Origin of the sequence: Vibrio sp. TBV020, from assembly GCF_046056895.1 — a bacterium.
Classification (GTDB): domain Bacteria; phylum Pseudomonadota; class Gammaproteobacteria; order Enterobacterales; family Vibrionaceae; genus Vibrio.
On the sequence record NZ_JBEEAQ010000003.1, the window covers coordinates 1539642 to 1559575 of the forward strand.

General features: G+C 40.3%; 25 protein-coding genes. 22 read left to right on the plus strand and 3 right to left on the minus strand.

Annotation, left to right across the window (positions count from 1 at the left end; all coding sequences use genetic code 11):
* Positions 1 to 1122: 1122 nt before the first annotated feature.
* From AAFX28_RS15145 to AAFX28_RS15155, 3 genes are all read left to right on the plus strand, one after another.
* On the plus strand, positions 1123 to 1725 hold the full coding sequence (locus AAFX28_RS15145; RefSeq protein ID WP_408688861.1) for a DUF6988 family protein: 603 nt from the start codon (positions 1123 to 1125) through the stop codon (positions 1723 to 1725).
* Between the two features lie 145 nt (positions 1726 to 1870).
* Complete coding sequence (locus tag AAFX28_RS15150) at positions 1871 to 2653, plus strand: winged helix-turn-helix domain-containing protein (protein WP_408688863.1); 783 nt, start codon at positions 1871 to 1873, stop codon at positions 2651 to 2653.
* Between the two features lie 75 nt (positions 2654 to 2728).
* Positions 2729 to 3034, plus strand: coding sequence for an NIPSNAP family protein (locus tag AAFX28_RS15155; RefSeq protein ID WP_031841535.1), 306 nt, complete (start codon positions 2729 to 2731; stop codon positions 3032 to 3034).
* Between the two features lie 732 nt (positions 3035 to 3766).
* On the opposite strand, the gene AAFX28_RS15160 is transcribed toward AAFX28_RS15155, so the two are convergent.
* Complete coding sequence (locus AAFX28_RS15160) at positions 3767 to 4183, minus strand: hypothetical protein (RefSeq protein ID WP_408688864.1); 417 nt, start codon at positions 4181 to 4183, stop codon at positions 3767 to 3769.
* 722 nt (positions 4184 to 4905) lie between these two features.
* On the opposite strand from AAFX28_RS15160, the gene AAFX28_RS15165 reads away from it, so the two are divergent.
* The 15 genes from AAFX28_RS15165 (at position 4906) to AAFX28_RS15235 (ending at position 14980) form a co-directional block, all read left to right on the plus strand.
* On the plus strand, positions 4906 to 5187 hold the full coding sequence (locus AAFX28_RS15165) for a type II toxin-antitoxin system Phd/YefM family antitoxin (protein ID WP_408688866.1): 282 nt from the start codon (positions 4906 to 4908) through the stop codon (positions 5185 to 5187).
* Positions 5184 to 5471: a type II toxin-antitoxin system RelE/ParE family toxin gene (locus tag AAFX28_RS15170; protein WP_408688868.1), complete on the plus strand. Its 288-nt coding sequence runs from the start codon at positions 5184 to 5186 to the stop codon at positions 5469 to 5471. Before AAFX28_RS15165 ends, AAFX28_RS15170 begins: the two co-directional genes overlap by 4 nt.
* A 153-nt stretch (positions 5472 to 5624) precedes the next feature.
* A complete protein-coding gene (locus AAFX28_RS15175; RefSeq protein ID WP_408688869.1) occupies positions 5625 to 6269 on the plus strand; it encodes a hypothetical protein in 645 nt (214 codons plus the stop codon).
* Positions 6270 to 6423: 154 nt separating this feature from the next.
* A complete protein-coding gene (locus tag AAFX28_RS15180) occupies positions 6424 to 7008 on the plus strand; it encodes a hypothetical protein (protein WP_408688871.1) in 585 nt (194 codons plus the stop codon).
* A 596-nt stretch (positions 7009 to 7604) separates the two neighbouring features.
* Entirely contained in the window at positions 7605 to 8033 is a 429-nt protein-coding gene (locus AAFX28_RS15185; protein ID WP_408688873.1) for a GNAT family N-acetyltransferase, read from the plus strand.
* 159 nt (positions 8034 to 8192) lie between these two features.
* A complete protein-coding gene (locus AAFX28_RS15190) occupies positions 8193 to 8621 on the plus strand; it encodes a GNAT family N-acetyltransferase (protein ID WP_408688875.1) in 429 nt (142 codons plus the stop codon).
* 131 nt (positions 8622 to 8752) lie between these two features.
* Positions 8753 to 9289 (plus strand): hypothetical protein, encoded by a 537-nt coding sequence (locus tag AAFX28_RS15195; protein WP_408688876.1) that lies wholly within the window; start codon positions 8753 to 8755, stop codon positions 9287 to 9289.
* Between the two features lie 158 nt (positions 9290 to 9447).
* The gene (locus AAFX28_RS15200) at positions 9448 to 9816 is read left to right on the plus strand and encodes a VOC family protein (protein WP_408688877.1); all 369 of its coding nucleotides are present in this window, start codon (positions 9448 to 9450) and stop codon (positions 9814 to 9816) included.
* Positions 9817 to 9996: 180 nt separating this feature from the next.
* On the plus strand, positions 9997 to 10689 hold the full coding sequence (locus AAFX28_RS15205; RefSeq protein ID WP_408688878.1) for an FRG domain-containing protein: 693 nt from the start codon (positions 9997 to 9999) through the stop codon (positions 10687 to 10689).
* Positions 10690 to 10834: 145 nt separating this feature from the next.
* The gene (locus AAFX28_RS15210) at positions 10835 to 11569 is read left to right on the plus strand and encodes a hypothetical protein (RefSeq protein WP_408688879.1); all 735 of its coding nucleotides are present in this window, start codon (positions 10835 to 10837) and stop codon (positions 11567 to 11569) included.
* 143 nt (positions 11570 to 11712) lie between these two features.
* Positions 11713 to 12060 (plus strand): SH3 domain-containing protein, encoded by a 348-nt coding sequence (locus tag AAFX28_RS15215; RefSeq protein ID WP_408688880.1) that lies wholly within the window; start codon positions 11713 to 11715, stop codon positions 12058 to 12060.
* 143 nt (positions 12061 to 12203) lie between these two features.
* Positions 12204 to 13031: a TIGR02391 family protein gene (locus AAFX28_RS15220; RefSeq protein WP_408688882.1), complete on the plus strand. Its 828-nt coding sequence runs from the start codon at positions 12204 to 12206 to the stop codon at positions 13029 to 13031.
* 138 nt (positions 13032 to 13169) lie between these two features.
* Complete coding sequence (locus AAFX28_RS15225) at positions 13170 to 13574, plus strand: DUF1801 domain-containing protein (RefSeq protein ID WP_103412993.1); 405 nt, start codon at positions 13170 to 13172, stop codon at positions 13572 to 13574.
* A 149-nt stretch (positions 13575 to 13723) separates the two neighbouring features.
* The gene (locus tag AAFX28_RS15230; protein WP_408688884.1) at positions 13724 to 14269 is read left to right on the plus strand and encodes a hypothetical protein; all 546 of its coding nucleotides are present in this window, start codon (positions 13724 to 13726) and stop codon (positions 14267 to 14269) included.
* 156 nt (positions 14270 to 14425) lie between these two features.
* Positions 14426 to 14980, plus strand: a complete 555-nt coding sequence (locus tag AAFX28_RS15235) for an N-acetyltransferase family protein (RefSeq protein ID WP_408688886.1) — start codon at positions 14426 to 14428, stop codon at positions 14978 to 14980.
* Between the two features lie 96 nt (positions 14981 to 15076).
* Here AAFX28_RS15235 and AAFX28_RS15240 read toward each other — a convergent pair whose 3' ends face one another.
* On the minus strand, positions 15077 to 15367 hold the full coding sequence (locus tag AAFX28_RS15240) for a type II toxin-antitoxin system RelE family toxin (RefSeq protein WP_408688887.1): 291 nt from the start codon (positions 15365 to 15367) through the stop codon (positions 15077 to 15079).
* A complete protein-coding gene (locus AAFX28_RS15245) occupies positions 15357 to 15605 on the minus strand; it encodes a type II toxin-antitoxin system Phd/YefM family antitoxin (protein WP_005377003.1) in 249 nt (82 codons plus the stop codon). The genes AAFX28_RS15240 and AAFX28_RS15245 overlap by 11 nt, the downstream gene beginning before the upstream one ends.
* 204 nt (positions 15606 to 15809) lie before the next feature.
* On the opposite strand from AAFX28_RS15245, the gene AAFX28_RS15250 reads away from it, so the two are divergent.
* The 4 genes from AAFX28_RS15250 to AAFX28_RS15265 all read left to right on the plus strand — a co-directional run bounded on the left by AAFX28_RS15250 (position 15810) and on the right by AAFX28_RS15265 (position 19847).
* Entirely contained in the window at positions 15810 to 16745 is a 936-nt protein-coding gene (locus AAFX28_RS15250) for a hypothetical protein (RefSeq protein WP_408688888.1), read from the plus strand.
* A gap of 145 nt (positions 16746 to 16890) precedes the next feature.
* A complete protein-coding gene (locus AAFX28_RS15255; RefSeq protein WP_408688889.1) occupies positions 16891 to 17664 on the plus strand; it encodes a phosphotransferase in 774 nt (257 codons plus the stop codon).
* Positions 17665 to 17778: 114 nt separating this feature from the next.
* The gene (locus AAFX28_RS15260; RefSeq protein WP_408688890.1) at positions 17779 to 18609 is read left to right on the plus strand and encodes a trypsin-like serine peptidase; all 831 of its coding nucleotides are present in this window, start codon (positions 17779 to 17781) and stop codon (positions 18607 to 18609) included.
* Between the two features lie 173 nt (positions 18610 to 18782).
* Positions 18783 to 19847: a DUF6615 family protein gene (locus tag AAFX28_RS15265; RefSeq protein ID WP_408688891.1), complete on the plus strand. Its 1065-nt coding sequence runs from the start codon at positions 18783 to 18785 to the stop codon at positions 19845 to 19847.
* Positions 19848 to 19934 lie beyond the last annotated feature (87 nt).

The window sequence follows — 19934 nt, forward strand, 5'->3', positions numbered from 1 at the left end:
TCACACCTTAATTTGGCGTTATGTTTACTTTAAATTCAAAGGCTTAAATGTCTTAGGCTCTAGTTCTTTGTCCCTCTGGCAATTCGTCCCTAGTAGACTCAGCAAATCCGCATTGTCGGTCTAAATTCTTGAATCTCTCAACCCGTAAAACATGCCAATGTTCGCGGGTTGCTTCATTGTCAGGTCGTGGCGGTTGGGTTCTTGTTTAACTGGCTCAAAGTTGATTTTAGGTTCTTAGCCAATTAGCATTTCAGCTTGGCAGTTGCCTCGGCAATTTGCCATTGTTTTGCGCTTTGGTTGGAAAGATAGGGCGTTTGTTGTCAGTCGGTCGGGTTGCCTCATTGGGCAGGGAAGTGGAATTACTTGTTTTAGATTGGTCGCCTTTGGTGGTCAAGTTGGCCTTAGCCTTGTGGTTTGCTTCAGAAAACTAGTTAGAAAGAGCAGTTCTTTCTCAAGTAAATCATGTGTTTGTGGTAAAACATAACAAACAATTCAACAGTGATTCGCAACGCTTGGCGCTCTCACTTCGGGTTGAATTTAGTGTTTACGGCGCAGTAGTTGAGTCCAGTGTCTGCGTTGCTCACACGTTAATTGGGCGTTATGTTTACTTGTATTTCAAAGGCTTAAATATCTTGGGCTCTAGTTCTTTGTCCCTATGGCAATTCGTCCCTAGTAGACTCAGCAAATCCGCATTATCGGTCTAAGTTCTTGAATCTCTTAGCTCGTAAAACATGCCAATGTTCGTGGGTTGCTTCATTGTCAGGTCGTGGCGGTCGGTTTCTTGTTTAACTGGCTTTAAGTCGCTTTTAGGTTCTTAGTCAATTGGCATTTTGGCTTGGCAGTTGCCTCGGCAATTTGCCATTGTTTTGCGCTTTGGTTGGAAAGACAGAGCGCTTGCTGTTTCTTGGTCAAGTTGGTTTCAGCCTTGTGGTTTGCTTCAGAAAACTAGTTAGAAATAGCAGCCCTTTCTCAAGTAAATCATATGTTTGTGGTAAAACATAACAAACAATTCAAGCTGATTCGCAACGCTCGGCACTTTCGGTTTCAACTTGTTTGGTGATTACTGTGCAGTGTTTTAGTAAAGTGGCAGCGTTGCTCACAACTTAATTGGGCGTTAAATGGATGGGAAAAATATTGAATAACGACGTTGGAATTGAAATTCTAGAATCATTGAAAGATATGAAGCCGGATCTCAATGAAAGAGATAATTTGTCTTTAATGCTTCACTTTGTAGTATTTGACACTCAACGAGCAATATTTGACCTAGTCAGGTTAAAGCACTTAGGTGCGGCGTCTGCCCTCCTGAGAGTTCTATTTGAAAGCCATATAAAAGCTGAGTGGTTAAAGGTGTGCGCTTCGGAAAAACAAATAGAACAATTTAAACGCGATAGTGTTAAATCAGCAAAAAATTCTAAGTATTCCATCAGTTTCCAAGAAATGATTGCCGATCTAGAGAATAAGAAACCACATCTAAAAGGTTCATTACAAGCTTTCAAAGATTATCATTGGAAAGGTCTAAATAGCTTTACACACTCAGGAAGTATGCAGTTGAACCAATTTCAACGAGGGCTTGCCGGAATAGAAGAAACGGGAAGTAATACAATTGATTTTGCTAACCGTTTTGCCATTAGCTCTCTAGGTTCTGTTGGTGAACTACTGAAAGATATTAATGTACTTCAAAGACATATATCTTTGGCTGATCGCTTTCTGGGAATATCCATTTAACAAGCAATTTAAGAGGGATTCACAACGCTTGGCGCCCTCACTTCAAGTCAGTTTAGTGTTTATGGCACAATGCTTTAGGTTTGGGTGGAGACGTTGTTCACCCCTTAATTGGGCGTTATACCATTTTTGGGAAGTTAGGTATTAGATGAAAAGAGAAGAACAAAGTCGTTTTCTGATTTTGTATGCATTGAGGCTTCTAAGTGGTTCTGCGACTAAAAAGGAAGTCTTAGACTGTATTGATGAAAACTCGTGGCTCAATTATATCGATTCTGACTTGGAAACTCTTTCAAGTCGAAATGAACTGCGATGGCGTAATGAATTTGCGTTCGTGCGACAGCACCTAGTTCAAGAAGGATACTTATCCAGTGAATCAACTAGGCTTTGGGAGCTTACACCGAATGGAAGTCAGTACTTAGAAAGTTTACTCTCGATTGCAAAGTCTAGTGAAAACCTTAGCCGTATTGATCGTGCCTCTGTGTTTGGTGATGAAGTCGATTTAAACAGCGTCAACTCTCTTGAGTTAGTCTCGGATTTAGGTTTGGAAAATGAAACTGTTGAAGTTAAGCGTAAGCAGATAAAACGTTATCAAGGTATCGTCAAGAAGCTAAAAGCTAAATACCAAAACAAGTGTCAAATTAAGTCTTGTCAGTTTTCATTTGTAAAAAGCAACGGAGAGCATTATTCGGAAGCCCATCATCTAAAACCATTGTCGGAAGGCGGTGGGCAGCATGAGGAAAATGTTGTAATACTATGTGCTAATCATCACCGAATGCTCCATTATGCAGACGTTGTAATAGGTGAATTAGAACGTGATGAGAAGAATTATAGAAATCAATGGAATCAAAGAGTTGGTCGTGTATCAAATGGTATAACAAAGCATTTAAGAGTGATTCGCAACGCTTGGCAGTTTCGCTTCGCTCAAGTATAGCCAAGCGCCGCTCACACCTTAATGCGGCGTTATGCGTAGCCCACAAAATCAAGCAATTAGAAGGAATTAATGCTCATGATTACTTGCTATGTCAGGTATGTAATAGACCCTAAAAAGGTTAAAGAATTCGAAGAATACGCGAAAATGTGGATTCCATTGGTTGAAAGGTTTGGTGGTCAGCACAATGGCTATTTTCTTCCATCTGAAGGTGCGAACAATATTGCTCTCGCTCTATTCACGTTTGAAAGTTTGTCGGCTTATGAAGAATACCGAGTTAAATCTCTAAAAGATCCAGAATGTATTAAGGCATTCGAATTTGCTGACAAGGTGGACTGTATTATCAGCTATGAACGTAGCTTTTTTAGACCAGTGCTAAGCTGAGAAACTACGCATAACAAAGCGTTTAAGACAGATTCGCAACGCTCGGCATTTTTGGTTTGAATCAGCTTTAGCGATTAAGGCACAATAGTTTAGGTTGTGCGGCAGCGTCGCTCACTACTTAACGCGGCGTTATGTTTACTTGTATTTCAAAGGCTTAAAGGTCTTTGGCTCTGGTTCTTTGTCCCTCTGGCAATTCGTCCCTAGTAGACTCAGCAAATCCGCATTGTCGGTCTAAGTTCTTGAATCTCTCAGCCCGTAAAACATGCCAATGTTCGCGGGTTGCTTCATTGTCAGGTCGTGGAGGTTGGCTGTTGGTGTAACTGGCTTAAAGTCGCTTTTAGGCTCTTTGCCAATAAGCATTTCAGCTTGGCAGTTGCCTCGGCAATTCAGCATTGTTTGGCGCTTTGGTTGGAAAGAAAGGGCGTTTGTTGAAACTTAGTCAGGTTGCCTCATTGGGCAGGGAAGTGGAATTACAGGTTTTAGGTTAATCGCTTTTAGTGGCCAAGTTGGTTCAAGCCTTGTGGTTTGGTTCAGAAAACTGGTTTGAAATAGCAGTTCTTTCTCAATTAAGTCAGTAACTTGTGGTAAAACATAACAAGCAATTTAAGAGGGATTCACAACGCTCGGCATTTTTGCTTCTACTTCAAATTTAGTGTTTATGGCACAATGTTTTAGGTTTGGGTGGAGGCGTTGTTCACCCCTTAATTGGGCGTTATGTGCTTCGGTGAATTTTTAGTAAGCTCCGTCACAATCGCAACTGTAGCTACTTGGAACCATGTACTCAGTGCAACTTGGGTTCATACAAAAATACTCGCGTTCCTCTACAGTTTTAAAGTGGTCGTTCCAAGCGTTTGATATTTCTTTAAAGTCTTCACGAGATTTAGTTTTGGTCGGGTCTATAACGTACTGTACCCAATTTCCCTCACATTCGAAGCTAAAAACGTGAAGCCCAAATTGGATGAAAAAGTCAGCCGGTTCACCGGGTAAATCAAGCTCATGAAGTGGTCGAACTTTACCAAACCATTCTATGTCAGCAACGTCGCATTTTAGTGGGAGTGCTTTTTGACCAGGGCGTTTTTTTAAATCGGCAACAATACCAGTTTGGGGTTCTATGTAAGTTTCAACGTAGCCGTTTGAGTTTGTATTCATTGTATAATTGATTGCATTAAACTTAATTGCATATTATATACTACGATATTCCGTACGGGAATCGTGCCTACTATGAACACGCACATAACAATCTGTTTAAGAGTGATTCGCAACGCGTGGCATTTTTACTATGCGTTGGTTTTAGTGTTTAAGGTGGTATGCGGCAGCTTGGGTATTGTGTTGCTCACACCTTAACAGGGCGTTAGTTGGTATTTGTTTCTTGGGTTAAGGTACGAGTTTCGTGCGCGTGGTTTGTATTCGTTCACCGTATCTCGGCAAGCATCAAATCGCCAATTTTGAATAAGGTTCAGGGTTGCTTGCCTAATCAAGTCCGTGTTTGGTTAGATGAACGAGCGTATAAGGTTAGTCAGTTTCAATTGCTCCTGTATGCAATGAACTAACTCAGCTTTGAAACTGTTTGCGTTAAAGCAGTGTCGGACGCTAAGTATTGGTCGTTTACTGCGTTTTAGCCCGCACCTGTTTCTACGGTGGAAAATCCAAACTTCTGAGTAATCTAACCAACTAACAATCTGTTAAAGACGGACTGCCAACACGGGGCACTTTTGGTTCTAGTCTGGTACAGTGTTTACTGTGGTCTAATTAGGTTTTGTGGTATGTTGGCAGCCACTTAACAGGGCGTTATAACACAAAATCAGGCTCTTGCTCAGAATGGTTAGTTGAACTATTATCTGTACATTAAATTGTACCATCTGGAGTTCAACATGAGCCGTATCCACTTTGATCAAGACATTCAGCCTTTGTCTGAATTTCGTGCAGGCGTAACCTCATTTATCAAGCAAATTAATGAAACTCGCAGACCACTCGTTATTACTCAACGTGGTAAAGGTGTAGCTGTGGTTTTAGATGTTGCTGAATATGAAGCAATGCAAGAGAAAATCGAGCTACTCGAAGAAATGCGAACTGCCGAAGCACAGTTAGCTTCAGGTCTAGGTGTTTCCAATGAAGATGCTAGAGCTCAAGTTTTAGGGCGCATTAAGCGATGAAAGTAGTTTGGTCTCCTTTGGCGTTGGGAAAACTGGGTGATGCAGCTGAGTTTATCTCTTTGGATAATCCTGCTGCTGCCGAAAATTGGGTCAATGAAATTTTTGATAAAACGGAACTTCTAGGTGGTATGCCTGAAATGGGGCGTATGGTTCCTGAGCTACCTCATACCAACTATCGTGAAATCATTTTCGGGCATTACCGCATCATCTATAGCTTAAGTCACGAAATCAGAGTCCTTACGGTACGAAACTGTCGTCAGATCCTCACGGAAAGTGACGTGTAAAAATTGTGTTATAACAAAGCATTTAAGAGTGATTCCCAACGCCTGGCATTTTCATTCCATCGTTGGGTTTTGTGTTTACGGTGGTATGGTTAAGTTTTGTGGTAGCGTTGCTCACACCTTAATGCGGCGTTAGCTTAATATGGAGATAAAAGTTTGAAATGGGTTGACTCATCAAAGGGTAAAGTTGATTACTTGTTAGCGTCTGTTCCCCTAATCAGTCTGTTGTTTGTAGTTTTTGCCTACTTTAATACTGTTCACCCGAGGTTCGAGCAACATGATGAGCTAGAAAAAACCAAAGACTCTTTGGTTGAAGCTGAATCTAGGGTTGCTGCGCTTTCTGAAGAGGTCATTGCTTTGCAAGATTCCAATATGAAAATAGCCAATCAGAAACATTATGTTGAACAATTATATCTGTCAGTTGTAAATGCAGAGGTTAGGTTCGAGTACTTAATAAACCGCGACAAGCTCTATTTTAAAAAAGAAGATATCATCAATGCTTATAGGAAGTACTTCGAACAAGTCACAAGCGAAGGTGGCTCCGTGGCCAATCCTTTATCAGTTAAAGCAATTGAGGTGGTAGTTAGCAATTCAAACCAAAGTGATTTGCTTATTGTGGACGAATGGTCCTGTGGTAGTGGAGGCTGCATTGGTCCATTGTTCATAAGCAAAAATGATGCATACTGCTTTAGTTCTTGGGCTCACACCCAAACGATTGAGCAGTTGGACCGTCTAGTTGAACTCGAATGTGGTCAGTTCTCTAATGATAATCGGGTGTTTCTTACGGATATCGTTGACTAATTAAGCTAACAAAGCATTTAAGAGTGATTCGCAACGCTTGGCAGTTTCGCTTCGCTCAAGTATAGCCAAGCGCCGCTCACACCTTAATGCGGCGTTAGAGCTCTCGAAATAGGAAAATTATGGCGTTAATCATCAATATTGTGGATTTGTTTTTATGCTCGTTTCGGTTTTTCTCTTTGGTCTTAAGGGAATGACCGCTGAAATGGGTATTGCTGTGGCTGCGAGTTGTGTGTTCTTGGCATTTGCCAATCTGGACAAGTTTACCAAGTCTAAAGGCGCGGGATTTGAAGCTGAGTTGAGGGAAGCTGTGAGTGAAGCAAATGCGTCAATCCATGAACTAAAAGAACTTGCTAAGCCACTTATTAGGACCAATTTCGAAATACTTGCCCAAGCTAATCGTATGCAAGGAAGCAACTTCGAAAAAACGCATGATTTATTTGACCAACTTCAGTCACTTCAGGTTAAGTTCCAACTTGAGGATACTGAAACAGAGAAGTCCAAAAATAGCTATATTGTTATTCATGCTTGGGATATGGTTTACGAAATTCTAGATGATGTTCAGCGTGTAGAGTTAAACGAAAACTACCAGCGCTCAAAAGATACTATCGGGCAAATTAACTTTGAAACTATGCCAGATATTGATGCTTTTCTGACTCAAGTTGAGACACTTAATCTGAGTAAAAAAGATGAGTTTAAGCTTGAAAAGCTCAGAGAGTACAAGTTGAAATACAAGCTCTAACAAAGCATTTAAGAGTGATTCGCAACGCTTGGCAGTTTCGCTTCGCTCAAGTATAGCCAAGCGCTGCTCACACCTTAATGCGGCGTTAGTTGCCAAAGAAGAAAAAGTAACTAAATTAGAAACTTTAGGGCTAATGTCAGTGTGTTTCTTGTTGGGGCTACGTATCTCAATTTCTAGCATTTTGAGGCTGTGAGAATTGTACTTTTGCTTATTGCTCGGTTTGGTTTCTCTGTTTCAGAATCTGATTCGCTCGTTGAAAGTCTGCTCTGTTACTTAGCCTTTCCAAAAGCGTTCTTTGGGGTTAAAAGTCCGTTTTCTACGGCGCTGTGCATTCCAAGTGGTTTCAGTGGCAGTCGCTTTGAAGCTGCGCCTGATTTGGGTTTTTAGCTAGCGTAAGAAACAGAGTTGGCAAAGCCTCAATGAGCTTCAAATCCAAGGCTTGGGCAGGCAACTAACAAACAATTTAAGCAGATTCGTAACGCTCGGCATTTTGGGTTTGAATTAGCTTTAGTGATTAGGGCACAATGTTCTGGTTAAGTGGTAGTGTTACTCACTACTTAATTGGGCGTTATACGCTTTTGAGGAAATAATCCAATATGAACAAGGTAGTATTCAGAAATTGCGATGAAAATAGTAAGTATTGGGTTGCTCTAGAGAAGCTGTTTCAAACAGAATGGTCTGACTTTCTATTCGTAGATACCTATAAACCAGAAGCCAATCTTCCACCTGTGATTGTTGTTCTCAGAGATAATCAAGTCGTTGGTGGCCTCGCATATTCGCGCTTTAAAGAGCCTCACGGTGACTCAGAAGTTGTTTGGTTTAATGCTGTTTATGTTTCACCAGAGTGGCGTGGTCAAGGTATTGCTAGCGAGCTGATTAATCGAGGTGTTAGCCAAGTATCATCAGCAACTCAAAGTAACCTGTATGCTTACACCAATGTACCATCGTTGTACGAGTCATTAGGTTGGTTAGCAGTTGACATTGAAAGTGCGCCAAATCATAAGGTGATGAAAGTTTCGTTGTAGTGTCAGCACGCGTATAACAATAAATTTAAGAGTGATTCACAACGCTCGGCGCTTTCACTTCAGTCTAGTTTTGTGTTTATGGCACAATGGGTTAGCTTAGGTGTTAGCGTTGTTCACACCTTAATTTGGCGTTATACGCTTTTGAGGAAATAATCCAATATGAACAAGGTAGTATTCAGAAATTGCGATGAAAGTAGTCAGTATTGGGTTGCTCTAGAGAAGCTGTTTCAAACAGAATGGTCTGACTTTCTATTCGTAGATACCTATAAACCAGAAGCCAACCTTCCACCTGTGATTGTTGCTCTCAGAGACAATCAAGTTATCGGTGGTCTTGCTTACTCGCGCTTTAAAGAACCTCATGGTGACTCAGAAGTCATTTGGTTTAATGCTGTTTATGTTTCACCAGAGTGGCGTGGTCAAGGTATTGCTAGTGAACTGATTAACCGAGGTGTTAGCCAAGTATCAGCAGCAACTCAAAGTAATCTGTATGCTTATACCAATGTACCATCGTTGTACGAGTCATTAGGTTGGTTAGCGATTGACATTGAAAGCGAGCCTAATCATAAGGTTATGAAAGTTTCGTTGTAGTGTCAGTACGCGTATAACAAAGCATTTAAGAGTGATTCGCAACGCTTGGCAGTTTCGCTTCGCTCAAGTATAGCCAAGCGCCGCTCACACCTTAATGCGGCGTTATGTGTTTCCGAAAAATTGAGGTTTCGATGATAGATTTGGATGTAGTCGCGAAGATTGCGGGCGTACTCGGTTTTATTATTAGTGTTCTTACGTTTTGTTTAACAAGGTATGAGCGCAGAGCCAATTGTGTTGTCGAAATCGTCATTGCTGACTTATCTAGTTATTCGGAAGAATTTTCTCCTGATGAAGAGTTATTAGAAGAAACTCTAAAGATTCGAGTTACGAATATCGGAGGGCAACCAGTAATATTAAAACCGGAGTCGTTTTACTTTTCTGCTTTAGGTAAGCGTGTTTCTGAGTCTCAAAATAGGATCGACTGGTTTGGTATTGGAAAGCTTTCGTCACCTCTTAATCCCGGCACTTCGTGTGATGTTGGCACTATTACGGACTCCGTTCTTGAAGAGCTTGGTTTTAAAAGCTTAGATCAGTATTGTAATCAGACAGATTTTGCTAAAACAGATGTGCCCATCGAGGCAGGTGTTTCAGACTTAAAAGGTCGCACCTATAAAAGTAAAGATTTCTCATATTTTTACTATGTAAACTCATTGGAAAGAAACACATAACAAGCAATTTAAGAGGGATTCACAACGCTCGGCATTTTTGCTTCTACTTCAAATTCAGTGTTTTATGGCACAATGCTTTAGGTTTGGGTGGAGGCGTTGTTCACCCCTTAATTGGGCGTTATATGCTCTCAAGTTTCAAACAATAAAAGGACTTAAAAATGATTCTAAATCACGTCTCAGTTGGCGCTTCTGATGTGGTAAAAGCAGTTGGTTTTTATGACTCAGTTCTTTCTACATTGTCTATTAGCCGTACTCACTATATAGAAAATATCGCAGCGGCTTATGGTGAAAACTTTGAATTTTGGGTCGGAAGTCCCTGCGAAGGAAAAGCTACATCAAGTAATGGTGCTCATATTGCTTTTAATGCGCCTTCGAAAGAAGCTGTTGACCAGTTCTATACTGCAGCCATTGAGTTAGGTGGTTCATGTGCAGGTAAGCCAGGATTAAGACCAGAATATGGTGAAACTTACTACGCAGCATTCGTACGTGATTTAGACGGAAACAAAATCGAAGCAGTTTCAATGTAGCTTCGAATACGCATATAACAATAAATTTAAGCAGATTCGCAACGCTTGGCACTTTTGGTTTGAATCAGTTTTAGTGTTTACGGCACAATGGGCTAGGTGAGTGGTAGCGTTGCTCACTACTTAATTTGGCGTTATATGCCAATCATGCATTTCCAATAAAAATAAGATGGAAAACAATCAATGAATAACGAAATAAATTGTATTTCTGACTACCTGACATTAGCTCCAGCGCTGGAGTCTGACGTACTTTTGTTGTTTAGAGGTCAAGGTGGACACTTTCCTCTGCATCCAAAAATTGCGAGAAATGACCCTCATCAGGATACTACCGCATTAGAGAAAGAAATGCTTGGGGAGCTTTCTAGGCGTCTAGCAAGTAATTCAGGTTTCACAACTATGAGCGAGTGGGACAAGCTTGCTTATGCTCAGCATTACGGGTTAGCAACAAGGCTTCTTGATTGGACGACAAACCCCTTGGTTGCGCTTTGGTTTGCATGTTCAGACCTTGATGAAATGAGCGATGGTAGAGTCTACATGATTGTTACCACTGAAAATATGTTTCTTGATGCGGCTAAAGATCGGTCACCTTTTGATTTGAGCAGAACTAAAATTTGGAAACCGAATATAAATAACTCGCGTATAGCGTCACAAAATGGTTGGTTTACGGTTCACAGATATTCGAAAAAAGACAACCAGTTTGTTCACTTGGGTGCAAACAAAGAGTTTTCAAACGAAATTATATCTAGGGTGGTGCCGGGAAACAGAAAGGCTGCTTTATTAAAGCAGCTAGATAAACTAGGAATAAATCACGAGTTTATTTATCAAGGAGTTGAGGGAACTTGTAATTATATCAACTGGATGAACGGTATACGCTAGGCATATAACAAACAATTTAAGAGTGATTCCCAACGCTTGGCGCTCAGCATTTAAAGTTTAGTTTTGTGTTTACGGAGCAAAGGTTTAGGTTAGGTGGTTAGCGTTGCTCACTACTTAATGCGGCGTTAAATGTACGGGGTTAATTTTGACAGAATTTGTAAAAACAGGATTTGAGCTTTTTAAGGCATACTTTCCTAGTGCAGCGGTATTGTCTGTTGAAGCCAGCACAGGAGTGTTACCTGCATTTGTTGGTGGTAGTGCAACGTTACTGACGAACGTGATAGGTAATGTCTTATATGATTATCAAAATAAACCGCTTTCACCACGTGAAAAGTTAAGAACATCTTCAGTTTACGTTGATGCTCATCTGAAAATTGCGAACCGTTTGGAAAGCGGGGATCTTGTGCGTGATGATGACTTCTTTAGGCAGAGGTTAGGTCAGAGATCTTCGGCTGAACAGTGTTTAGATGCAACTATTATGAAAGCTGCAGGGCAATACGAAGAAATCAAACTCCCATTATTCTCTGAGCTGTATGTATCAGCATGTTTTGACGCTGACATATCGCCTGAATTATTGGCTATATATTACTCTCAACTCGAACAGCTAAACTACATTCAGTTACTTGTTTTATATACACTTAGTATTGAAAAAAATCGGTTGGAATGGAAGTGGAACTCAGAAGATTTTAATGATGTTGTTTACACTTTGCTTAAAGAATTACAGTCTCGAAACTTAATCAATGATTCGTTCTGGGGTGACAGTCCAATCATCCTCAACCCTTTAACGGAGAGGTTTATAGATGCAATAGGTTTTAGGTACATTGCAGACAATGAGCATGATGTATGCTTGCAACTCAAGTCCTCAGGCAAGTACATTTAACAAGCAATTTAAGAGGGATTCACAACGTTTGGCACTTTTGCTTCTACTTCAGTTTTAGTGTTTATGGCACAATGCTTTAGCTCTGGGTGGAGGCGTTGTTCACCCCTTAATTGGGCGTTATGTGAATGGAGTCAATATAACAAATGGAATACCAAGTCGTTAAAGAATATCAAGATGCTCCAGAGTCACCTATTCATGTAGTAAAAGGTGAAAAATTGCAGTTTGTGGAAGAATCAAATCCGAAAGGCGATTGGCCAAATTGGGTCTTTTGTCGCGGAATAAATAAGGAAGGTTGGGTTCCAAAGCAAATTCTAACTATCGATAGTGAACAAGTGACAGTTCTTAAGGACTATGTTGCCAAAGAGCATACGCTTACAGTGGGCGAAACCTTAATTAGAGAGTACGAGCTCAATGGTTGGATCTGGTGCTCAAAGTTAGGGGAAGGAGGTGAGTTGGCATGGGCTCCTTTAAATCACCTAACTAAAAAGTAAATTCACATAACAATAAATTCAAGCAGATTCGCAACGCTTGGCACTTTTGGTTTGAATCAGCTTTAGTGTTTACGGCACAATGCTTTAGGTAGGTGGTAGTGTTGCTCACTACTTAATTTGGCGTTATATTTTTATGAGGTTTTATGGCAAGAGTTGAGAAGTTAGATTTTGGAGCAATTGAGTCTATTTGTAGAATACTGGGGGATACGGATAGTGGGTTTACCGGTTCACAAATAGAAAAATTACTATACGAAGCCAAAATAAACGACATAGATCCCTCTAATACTAAATGGAAAAGGCTCAATTCTGCTATTGCGAATAGGCAAGAAGTAGATGGGTGTGCAAATAGTGTACTTCATTTTTTGCAGTTGGCTATGGCTCCATCGAGGCACTATAACAACCTAGATTGGTTTTCAGATACACGGTATCAACTCAATCAGGTATTGAGTTTTTCTGGTCTCAATCTGGGAGAGGATGGCAAAATATTTCGTACGGCTAAAGCATCAACTATTAGTGAAGCTGCGGCTAGAGCAAGTAAACTGAAAGAGCATCTGGTATCACGAAATGTACATCATGATGTCCTATATTATTGCCGTGAAGAGTTACTTGTTGATAATTATTTCCATGCGGTTTTTGAGGCTACGAAAAGTGTTGCTGATAAAATTAGGAACAAGACAGGTTTAACATCTGATGGTGCTAATTTGGTCAATGAAGCGTTTTCTATAAAAGGCGTTCCTCATTTAGCGCTCAACTCGCTAGAAACTGAAAGTGAGCGTAGCGAGCAAAAAGGCTTTGGTAATTTGTTGGTTGGGCTATTTGGTACTTTTAGAAATACGACTGCACATGCTCCAAAAGTAACTTGGAAGATTGAAGAGCTTGATGCCTTGGACATACTTTCAATGGTTTCGTTAGTGCACCGACGTTTAGACAATGCAGTTGAAGCAAGGAAGATCTACGAAAATAAAATATAACAAGCAATTTAAGAGGGATTCACAACGCTTGGTACTTTTGCTTCTACTTCAAATTTAGTGTTTATGGCACAATGCTTTAGGTTTGGGTGGCGGCGTTGTTCACCCCTTAATTGGGCGTTATGTGAATAGGAGGTTTCAGTGAACAAGGTAGTCAAAGAACGCTTCGATGAATATCCGGAAAATGCTCGTGTTAGGCTAGAGGAGCTACGAAATCTAGTCTTTCAAATCGCATCTAATTTGGAGCTGGGTGAAGTCGATGAAACTCTAAAGTGGGGTGAACCTAGCTATAGTGTAAAAACAGGCAGCCCACTAAGAATGGACTGGAAGCTAAAATCTCCTAACAACTATTACCTGTTCTTTAATTGCCAAACTAAGTTAGTCGATACATTTCGAGAATTATATGGTGAAGAACTGGTGTTTCAGGGAAACAGAGCAATCGTTCTGTCCATATCGCAAGTGTTGCCAGAAACAGCAATCAAGTCCTGTTTAGAGTTGGCTTTAACCTATCAGCAGCGTAAACATTTACCTCTTTTGGGCGCGTGAAAAATTCACATAACAAAGCGTTCAAGAGGGATTCCCAACGCTCGGCATTTTGGGTTTGATTCCGCTTCAGTGATTACGGCACAATGGTTTAGGTTGGGTGGTCTGCGTTGCTCACCCCTTAACGCGGCGTTAAATGGCTAGGAGGCACTTTGCGAAAACTACTTATTGGCATGATGTTTTGGGGCTTTACTTTATCAGCAAGTGCTGAGTGTGACGTAATGGAGTTTGACTTAGTTGGCTCTAAATCGATAGAACATATTGTATCTGCCGGTGACGTCTCGTTGCGTTTAAATTATTCCGAAAGAAGCTCAATAAAGGTGCTAGTCAAAGATATAGGTCAAATAGTTAATTCCAACATGTCGGCAAACAAGTCATATACAGTTGAAGCAAAGGAGTTGTTGTTACGTGCATTAAATGAGCAGCAGCCCAATAGCGATGTTGAATTTGAGGCCTTTCTTAATTCTATTGAAGGTTATAGAAGCTCTCCTCAGTTAGTTAAATCGCACATGTATGTAGGGTTGCTACGTGCAATAGAGTGGGCAATTTATAAAGGTAGAAGTGTAGCGTTGATTGACGGTGAACCATTGCTTGAGAGTGAAATGACCCTTTATCAACAACATACTGACCCAAGTGTTCGCAGGCTGGTTTATGAGCATCAGGGCGTAACTTTGTACGAAATATGTGGGCAAATTTAGCCATTTAACAAACAATTCAAGCTGATTCGCAACGCTCGGCACTTTCGGTTGCAATTAATTTGGTGTTTACGGTGCAGTGTTTGAGTGCGGTGGCAGCGTTGCTCACAACTTAATTGGGCGTTAGGCAAAAAGAAGAAACAATCAGCAGAGGAAGCAATGGAAATAAGAGCTGCAAAGCTAGAAGACATCAGTCAAATCGTAGAACTCCAGAAATCTTGTCATGTATCTAACTTAGATGAATCTGATAAATCCGATGGCTTCTTAAATACAGTTATGGACGAAGCGCTTCTAACTCAAGTTATCGAGCAAGAGCAGGCTATATTTGTTGCTGAACTCAACAACACGATAGTAGCGATGGCTGCTTGTGCTTCATGGAAGTTTTGGGAATGTTCTGAGGGACTTACCTCTGTGGCGTACAAACTTGGTTCATTGGTGGTTGGTAGCACCCAACTCAGTTCTACCAATTCATACTTTTGGGGGCCGGTCTGTGTAGGTAAGGCTTGTCGTGGTCAAGGTGTGTTTGAGAAGTTGTTTCGATTCAGTTGTGAAGTAAGAAGTGTCGAATTTCCTTATGTTTACACGTATGTACATAAAGACAATGCTCGCTCTTTCGTAGCTCATACCAATAAAGCAGGTTTCAACTACACGAAAGACTTTGAACTAAGTGGGCAAACCTTTCAAGAGATGGTGCGCGAAACAAAATTTGCCTAACAAAGCATTTAAGAGTGATTCGCAACGCTTGGCAGTTTCGCTTCGCTCAAGTATAGCCAAGCGCCGCTCACACCTTAATGCGGCGTTATACCGCAATCAATCATCTAACCTTTTTATGGCTTTACGGTAAACATCGCTACGTTCGCGTTTTCCGACTGCTAAGACAGTTACAATGATGACATCGTCTTCAACTTTGTAAACGAGACGGTAGCCCGATTGACGCAACTTAATTTTATACATGTTGTCAGCTCCAGATAGCTTTGAAGCCGGAACATGTGGGTTATCTAAGCGCTCAATTAGCTTTTTCTTAAATTGTTGCTGCAGAGTAGAGCCAAGCTTTTTCCACTCTTTTAACGCGCTCTTTTTAAAGTCGAGTTTATAGGTCATCGATATTTACCGAAATGCTCTCTTCAGATTCACGTTCTTTAGCGATAGCTAGTAGCTCAAGATCTTCGAGTCTATCCATCATCATTTCGTATGCTTCGGCAGGTACACAATAGAATGCAGGCTCATTTCGGTTTAGTACAGCGACAGGCTCTCCGTAAGCACTAGTTGCAACTTTCATAGGGTTAGCTTTCAATTCAGTAATGCTTGCAGCAACATCAGCTAAAATTCTAGTGGTCATACAATAGGTCTCTTAAGTGGTCTTTATGTTGGTTATTTTAGCTCCTACCAAGCGGTATAACAAACAATTTAAGAGGGATTCTCAACGTTTGGCATTTTTGGTTCTACTTCAATTTAGGTGTTTATGGCACAATGCGTTAGGTTTGGGTGGTAGCGTTGCTCACCCCTTAATTGGGCGTTATGCATTTAGAGGAGATTGTACCTTATGCAGATTTCAATTGGACATGTTTGCAGTTTTGTTTTGTTGGCTAGTCCTAACAATCTCTTAGAGCAAGAAATTATTGATGTTAACGAAAGCAAACCATTCACTCATTATCTAGTCTGCGAAACAAATAGGTTAAGGATTAAACCTGAATCTATAAAGCATACAGAAAATGAAATAGCGTTCACTGTATTCATGCAAGTCAATGATTTTGATTGGGAGGCATATGATATCACGATGCCTAGAGTTCGTGATGGTATAACGTTATTTCTTAAAGCTGAAGGAAATCATGTTGAGCTAAATAACTCTAATGGAGGTTCGCATCAGTTTGCAAATACATTCTTGTTCCTTGAGCGGGTTGCCAAATTTACTGATAATTCAGAGATGATAAGTTCCATACTTAAACTGGATGTTCAATATATTGGAAAAACTGAAATATCTAAGAAGTATCTGAGGTTTAAAGGTCATGAGAAAATAAGCAAAGTAGCAAATGAAATTATTGACAATAAGCCCCACAAAGAAATTATCGTGAAACTATTGTCGTTTCAAAAGCCCTTTACTCAAATGCTTGTTGCTCCAGAGTTTCCTTTTGAAGACTTACGTGATGATTGGATGCCTGGTGGGGGTTTAATTGAAAATATGCCTCGTGAACAATGGATTTCATGTGTTGAAGGTGCGCTAATTAAGTATTTTCAACCTTTTTACAATGTACATTACAAAGATAACTATCCGTCTGAAAGACACAGCTCATATGGGTATTTTTACGACAATAATATCCGCTCAGTTTTTATTGAATTGCATGAAGAGTATATGTCTTACAAAACTGGTAATTCGAACGTGCCATATACTAAGGTTCGCCTTATACAGTATGCTCTTAGGGCGGATGATAATGGTGTATATATCCATGACAATAGTCAAAGGTTTGGTCTATTCGTGTAAATGCATAACAAAGCATTTAAGAGTGATTCCCAACGCTTGGCATTTTTCATTCCATCGTTGGGTTTTGTGTTTACGGTGGTATGGTTGAGTTTAGTGGTAGCGTTGCTCACACCTTAATGCGGCGTTAGTTGCACGAGGAGGTTTCGTGGAAGAACTATCAGGTGGAAGAGAATCAGCAGTATATCGAGATGGTGAAGTTGTCTATCGTCCTCTTCAGCCGTGGAGTCCTACAATTCACCTTATTTTGAAACACCTCGAGCGAGAAAATGTAGATGAATGTCCAAGATTTCTTGGTGTTAACCAAGAACAGGAAGTCCTAAGTTTTGTCGTTGGAAATACTTATGACTACCCTCTAGTCGGTGCAATTGCTACTGTGGATGCACTCACATCAGCAGGTAAACTATTGCGTAAAATACATGACTTAACTGTGCCACTTTTGGATCAAGTAGATGTCAATGCACACAAGTGGATGCTAAAGCCAAGGGAGCCTTTTGAAGTTATCTGTCATGGTGACTTTACCCCATACAATGTTGCTCTATCCGAGAACACAGTTGTAGGTGTATTTGACTTTGATACTGCGCACCCTGCGCCAAGAATATGGGATTTAGCATATTCAGTGTATTGTTGGGCGCCTTTCAAAACTGACAGCAACGATAAGTTAGGTACAATCTCTGAGCAGGTAACGAGAGCTCAGTTGTTCTGTGATAGTTACGGTGCAACTAAGTCCGAAAGACACCAACTAGCGGATGCAATGACTCAGCGATTACAAGCTTTAGTTTTGTTCATGCGTAGTGAAGCTGAAAATGGTAATGAAACCTTTGCTGAAAACATAGAGCAAGGTCATCTTCAAGCCTATCTAAATGACATAGAATATATCACTGAAAATAAAGAAAAAATTCAGTGTGCATTGTGCAGCTAACAAAGCATTTAAGAGTGATTCGCAACGCTTGGCGCTTTCGCTTCGCTCAAGTATAGCCAAGCGTAGCTCACACCTTAATGCGGCGTTATACGTTCTTGATAAATGGAGTAAAATTTGAAAATTGATATCCCAACATTAAAGTCTCTATATATCGAGATGTATTTTAATGAAACAAAGTTGAGCTCTGGTACGGCAACCTTGGTTGCCCGAAATAAAGATTCGTATTTAACTCTCGTTACAAACCGTCACAATGTAACTGGTCGTCATCAAGAAACGGGTGAGTGTCTTAGTAAATATGCCGCAGAACCAAATGCTATTGTTATCCATTTCCATGAAAATGTTGAAAATGAACCTGTAGGTAAGCATTGGAAGCAAATTAGGTTACCTTTATACAGAGATGATGGAACGCCATATTGGATCGAACATCCAAGGTTTGGTAGTAAAGCAGATATTGTTGCTCTTAACCTAACTTGGGGGAATGATGTCCATAAATATACTTACTATCTAGAAACTGAACTAGATAGTGCAAATATGGTTCTCTCACCAGCCGAAACAGTAAGTGTAATTGGCTTTCCTTTTGGTCTCAGTTCATATGGTAAGTTACCTATATGGGCAACTGGATTTTTAGCGCAAGAGTTGAGTCTTATTGATGAATCCCACCCAGTGTTTTTGATTGATTGCCGAACCCGTCAAGGGCAATCTGGTTCACCAGTAATAGCTTATAGAACATCGTCTTATCGAACTCTAAATGATGATGGCAATGAAGTGGTGAAAATGACTGCAACTAAAACTTGGGAATTTTTAGGTATATATTCAGGGCGAGTAAACCCCCAATCTGATCTTGGTGTAGTGTGGCATGTATCTGCCCTTCATGAGCTATTCGATGCTGCGGAAAGTGATCATCTAAAGAGAAAAGCCAGAGCAGCGGAGCAAAAGAACGTATAACAAGCAATTTAAGAGGGATTCACAACGCTTTGCACTTTTGCTTCTACTTCAGTTTTAGTGTTTATGACACAATGCTTTAGGTTTGGGTGGAGGCGTTGTTCACCCCTTAATTGGGCGTTAAGTGTGATCGAACTTGAGTGTATGATTTAATAATTGGAATAAAAGGAGATATTGTGAAAGTTGATAATCGAAAAAGTACCGGAAAAAAGCAACCACCTTGCGTAGATGTTTTGGATATTAATATAGATGTTAGGGAGTATATTACCAGCCTTGATAGTGTCGGGGAGGAGTCAATAACTGATTATGTTATATGGCAACTAAGGTCTGGTGGCGCTGATATTAGTATAATACCTTTTAATCGAATGGAAGAATCAAGTCTAAGTGGCGCAGATTTAGAAATTATCTTCCTAGAAGAGAATGGGTATATTCGTAAACCGTTAGTAATACAATCGAAGAAAATACTGTCTAGTTACACTGATAAAAAAGGAATTGTAAACAATGCGCTGCTTTATGGTCGAAAGAAAGTAAATGGAAGGTTTGTAAACGGGTTGCAGAAGAAGAAATTAAAAGAATATTGCAACTTCGGAAAAGTGACACGTATCCCACTATATATGTTTTACTCTAATCCGGAGGGTATTACACCAGCGTTGTCGCCTAAATGCCCCAATGGAAAGTGTGATGGTTATAGTTCGGACAAATTAAGCTTGTTTGTATCTGTATTGGAACCATTAGAAAAAATAATTAAAGATTATACTAATTCAAAGTCAAAAAATAAAAGGCCTAAAAAGGTTGAGCTAAAAGACATTATGAAAAATTCATTCCCATTTCATAATATATTTTGTCATATTTTTGGTAATGGAGGTAATGGAGGTAATGGAGGTAATGGAGGTAATGGAGGTAATGGAGGTAATGGAGGTACGCCTATACCCGAGGGTGGTATGGACTTGAAAAACTATGAGAGTTTTATAGAAAGCTTTGCAGAACTCATTAAAATGCCAGATTATGTCAAGGAGCTGTTAGAGAGCCCAGAAAATGCCGATTCCATTCTTCAAAAATACTTTGATGGTGTAAATGCACCGAAAAATATAGTTCTGTACAGCACCTGTAAGTGGAAAAACCACGGGAACAATCCATCCAATGATCTTGGAACTAATCTGGGTCATGGCAAACAAAAGAAACTCCCAGATGATAATTGCGAATATCATGAAGAAAGCAAGGAGGTCGAAATGTGTGTATAGAGAACACTTAACAAACAATTCAACAGTGATTCGCAACGCTTGGCGCTCTCACTTCGGGTTGAATTTAGTGTTTACGGCGCAGCATTC

Excerpts from the sequence above, each read along its gene's own strand:
- AAFX28_RS15145 (WP_408688861.1), top strand. The coding sequence starts at position 1,123 with ATGGGAAAAATATTGAATAACGACGTTGGAATTGAAATTCTAGAATCA.
- AAFX28_RS15150 (WP_408688863.1), top strand. The coding sequence starts at position 1,871 with ATGAAAAGAGAAGAACAAAGTCGTTTTCTGATTTTGTATGCATTGAGG.
- AAFX28_RS15155 (WP_031841535.1), top strand. The coding sequence starts at position 2,729 with ATGATTACTTGCTATGTCAGGTATGTAATAGACCCTAAAAAGGTTAAA.
- AAFX28_RS15160 (WP_408688864.1), bottom strand. The coding sequence starts at position 4,183 with ATGAATACAAACTCAAACGGCTACGTTGAAACTTACATAGAACCCCAA.
- AAFX28_RS15165 (WP_408688866.1), top strand. The coding sequence starts at position 4,906 with ATGAGCCGTATCCACTTTGATCAAGACATTCAGCCTTTGTCTGAATTT.
- AAFX28_RS15170 (WP_408688868.1), top strand. The coding sequence starts at position 5,184 with ATGAAAGTAGTTTGGTCTCCTTTGGCGTTGGGAAAACTGGGTGATGCA.
- AAFX28_RS15180 (WP_408688871.1), top strand. The coding sequence starts at position 6,424 with ATGCTCGTTTCGGTTTTTCTCTTTGGTCTTAAGGGAATGACCGCTGAA.
- AAFX28_RS15185 (WP_408688873.1), top strand. The coding sequence starts at position 7,605 with ATGAACAAGGTAGTATTCAGAAATTGCGATGAAAATAGTAAGTATTGG.
- AAFX28_RS15190 (WP_408688875.1), top strand. The coding sequence starts at position 8,193 with ATGAACAAGGTAGTATTCAGAAATTGCGATGAAAGTAGTCAGTATTGG.
- AAFX28_RS15195 (WP_408688876.1), top strand. The coding sequence starts at position 8,753 with ATGATAGATTTGGATGTAGTCGCGAAGATTGCGGGCGTACTCGGTTTT.
- AAFX28_RS15200 (WP_408688877.1), top strand. The coding sequence starts at position 9,448 with ATGATTCTAAATCACGTCTCAGTTGGCGCTTCTGATGTGGTAAAAGCA.
- AAFX28_RS15205 (WP_408688878.1), top strand. The coding sequence starts at position 9,997 with ATGAATAACGAAATAAATTGTATTTCTGACTACCTGACATTAGCTCCA.
- AAFX28_RS15215 (WP_408688880.1), top strand. The coding sequence starts at position 11,713 with ATGGAATACCAAGTCGTTAAAGAATATCAAGATGCTCCAGAGTCACCT.
- AAFX28_RS15220 (WP_408688882.1), top strand. The coding sequence starts at position 12,204 with ATGGCAAGAGTTGAGAAGTTAGATTTTGGAGCAATTGAGTCTATTTGT.
- AAFX28_RS15235 (WP_408688886.1), top strand. The coding sequence starts at position 14,426 with ATGGAAATAAGAGCTGCAAAGCTAGAAGACATCAGTCAAATCGTAGAA.
- AAFX28_RS15240 (WP_408688887.1), bottom strand. The coding sequence starts at position 15,367 with ATGACCTATAAACTCGACTTTAAAAAGAGCGCGTTAAAAGAGTGGAAA.
- AAFX28_RS15245 (WP_005377003.1), bottom strand. The coding sequence starts at position 15,605 with ATGACCACTAGAATTTTAGCTGATGTTGCTGCAAGCATTACTGAATTG.
- AAFX28_RS15250 (WP_408688888.1), top strand. The coding sequence starts at position 15,810 with ATGCAGATTTCAATTGGACATGTTTGCAGTTTTGTTTTGTTGGCTAGT.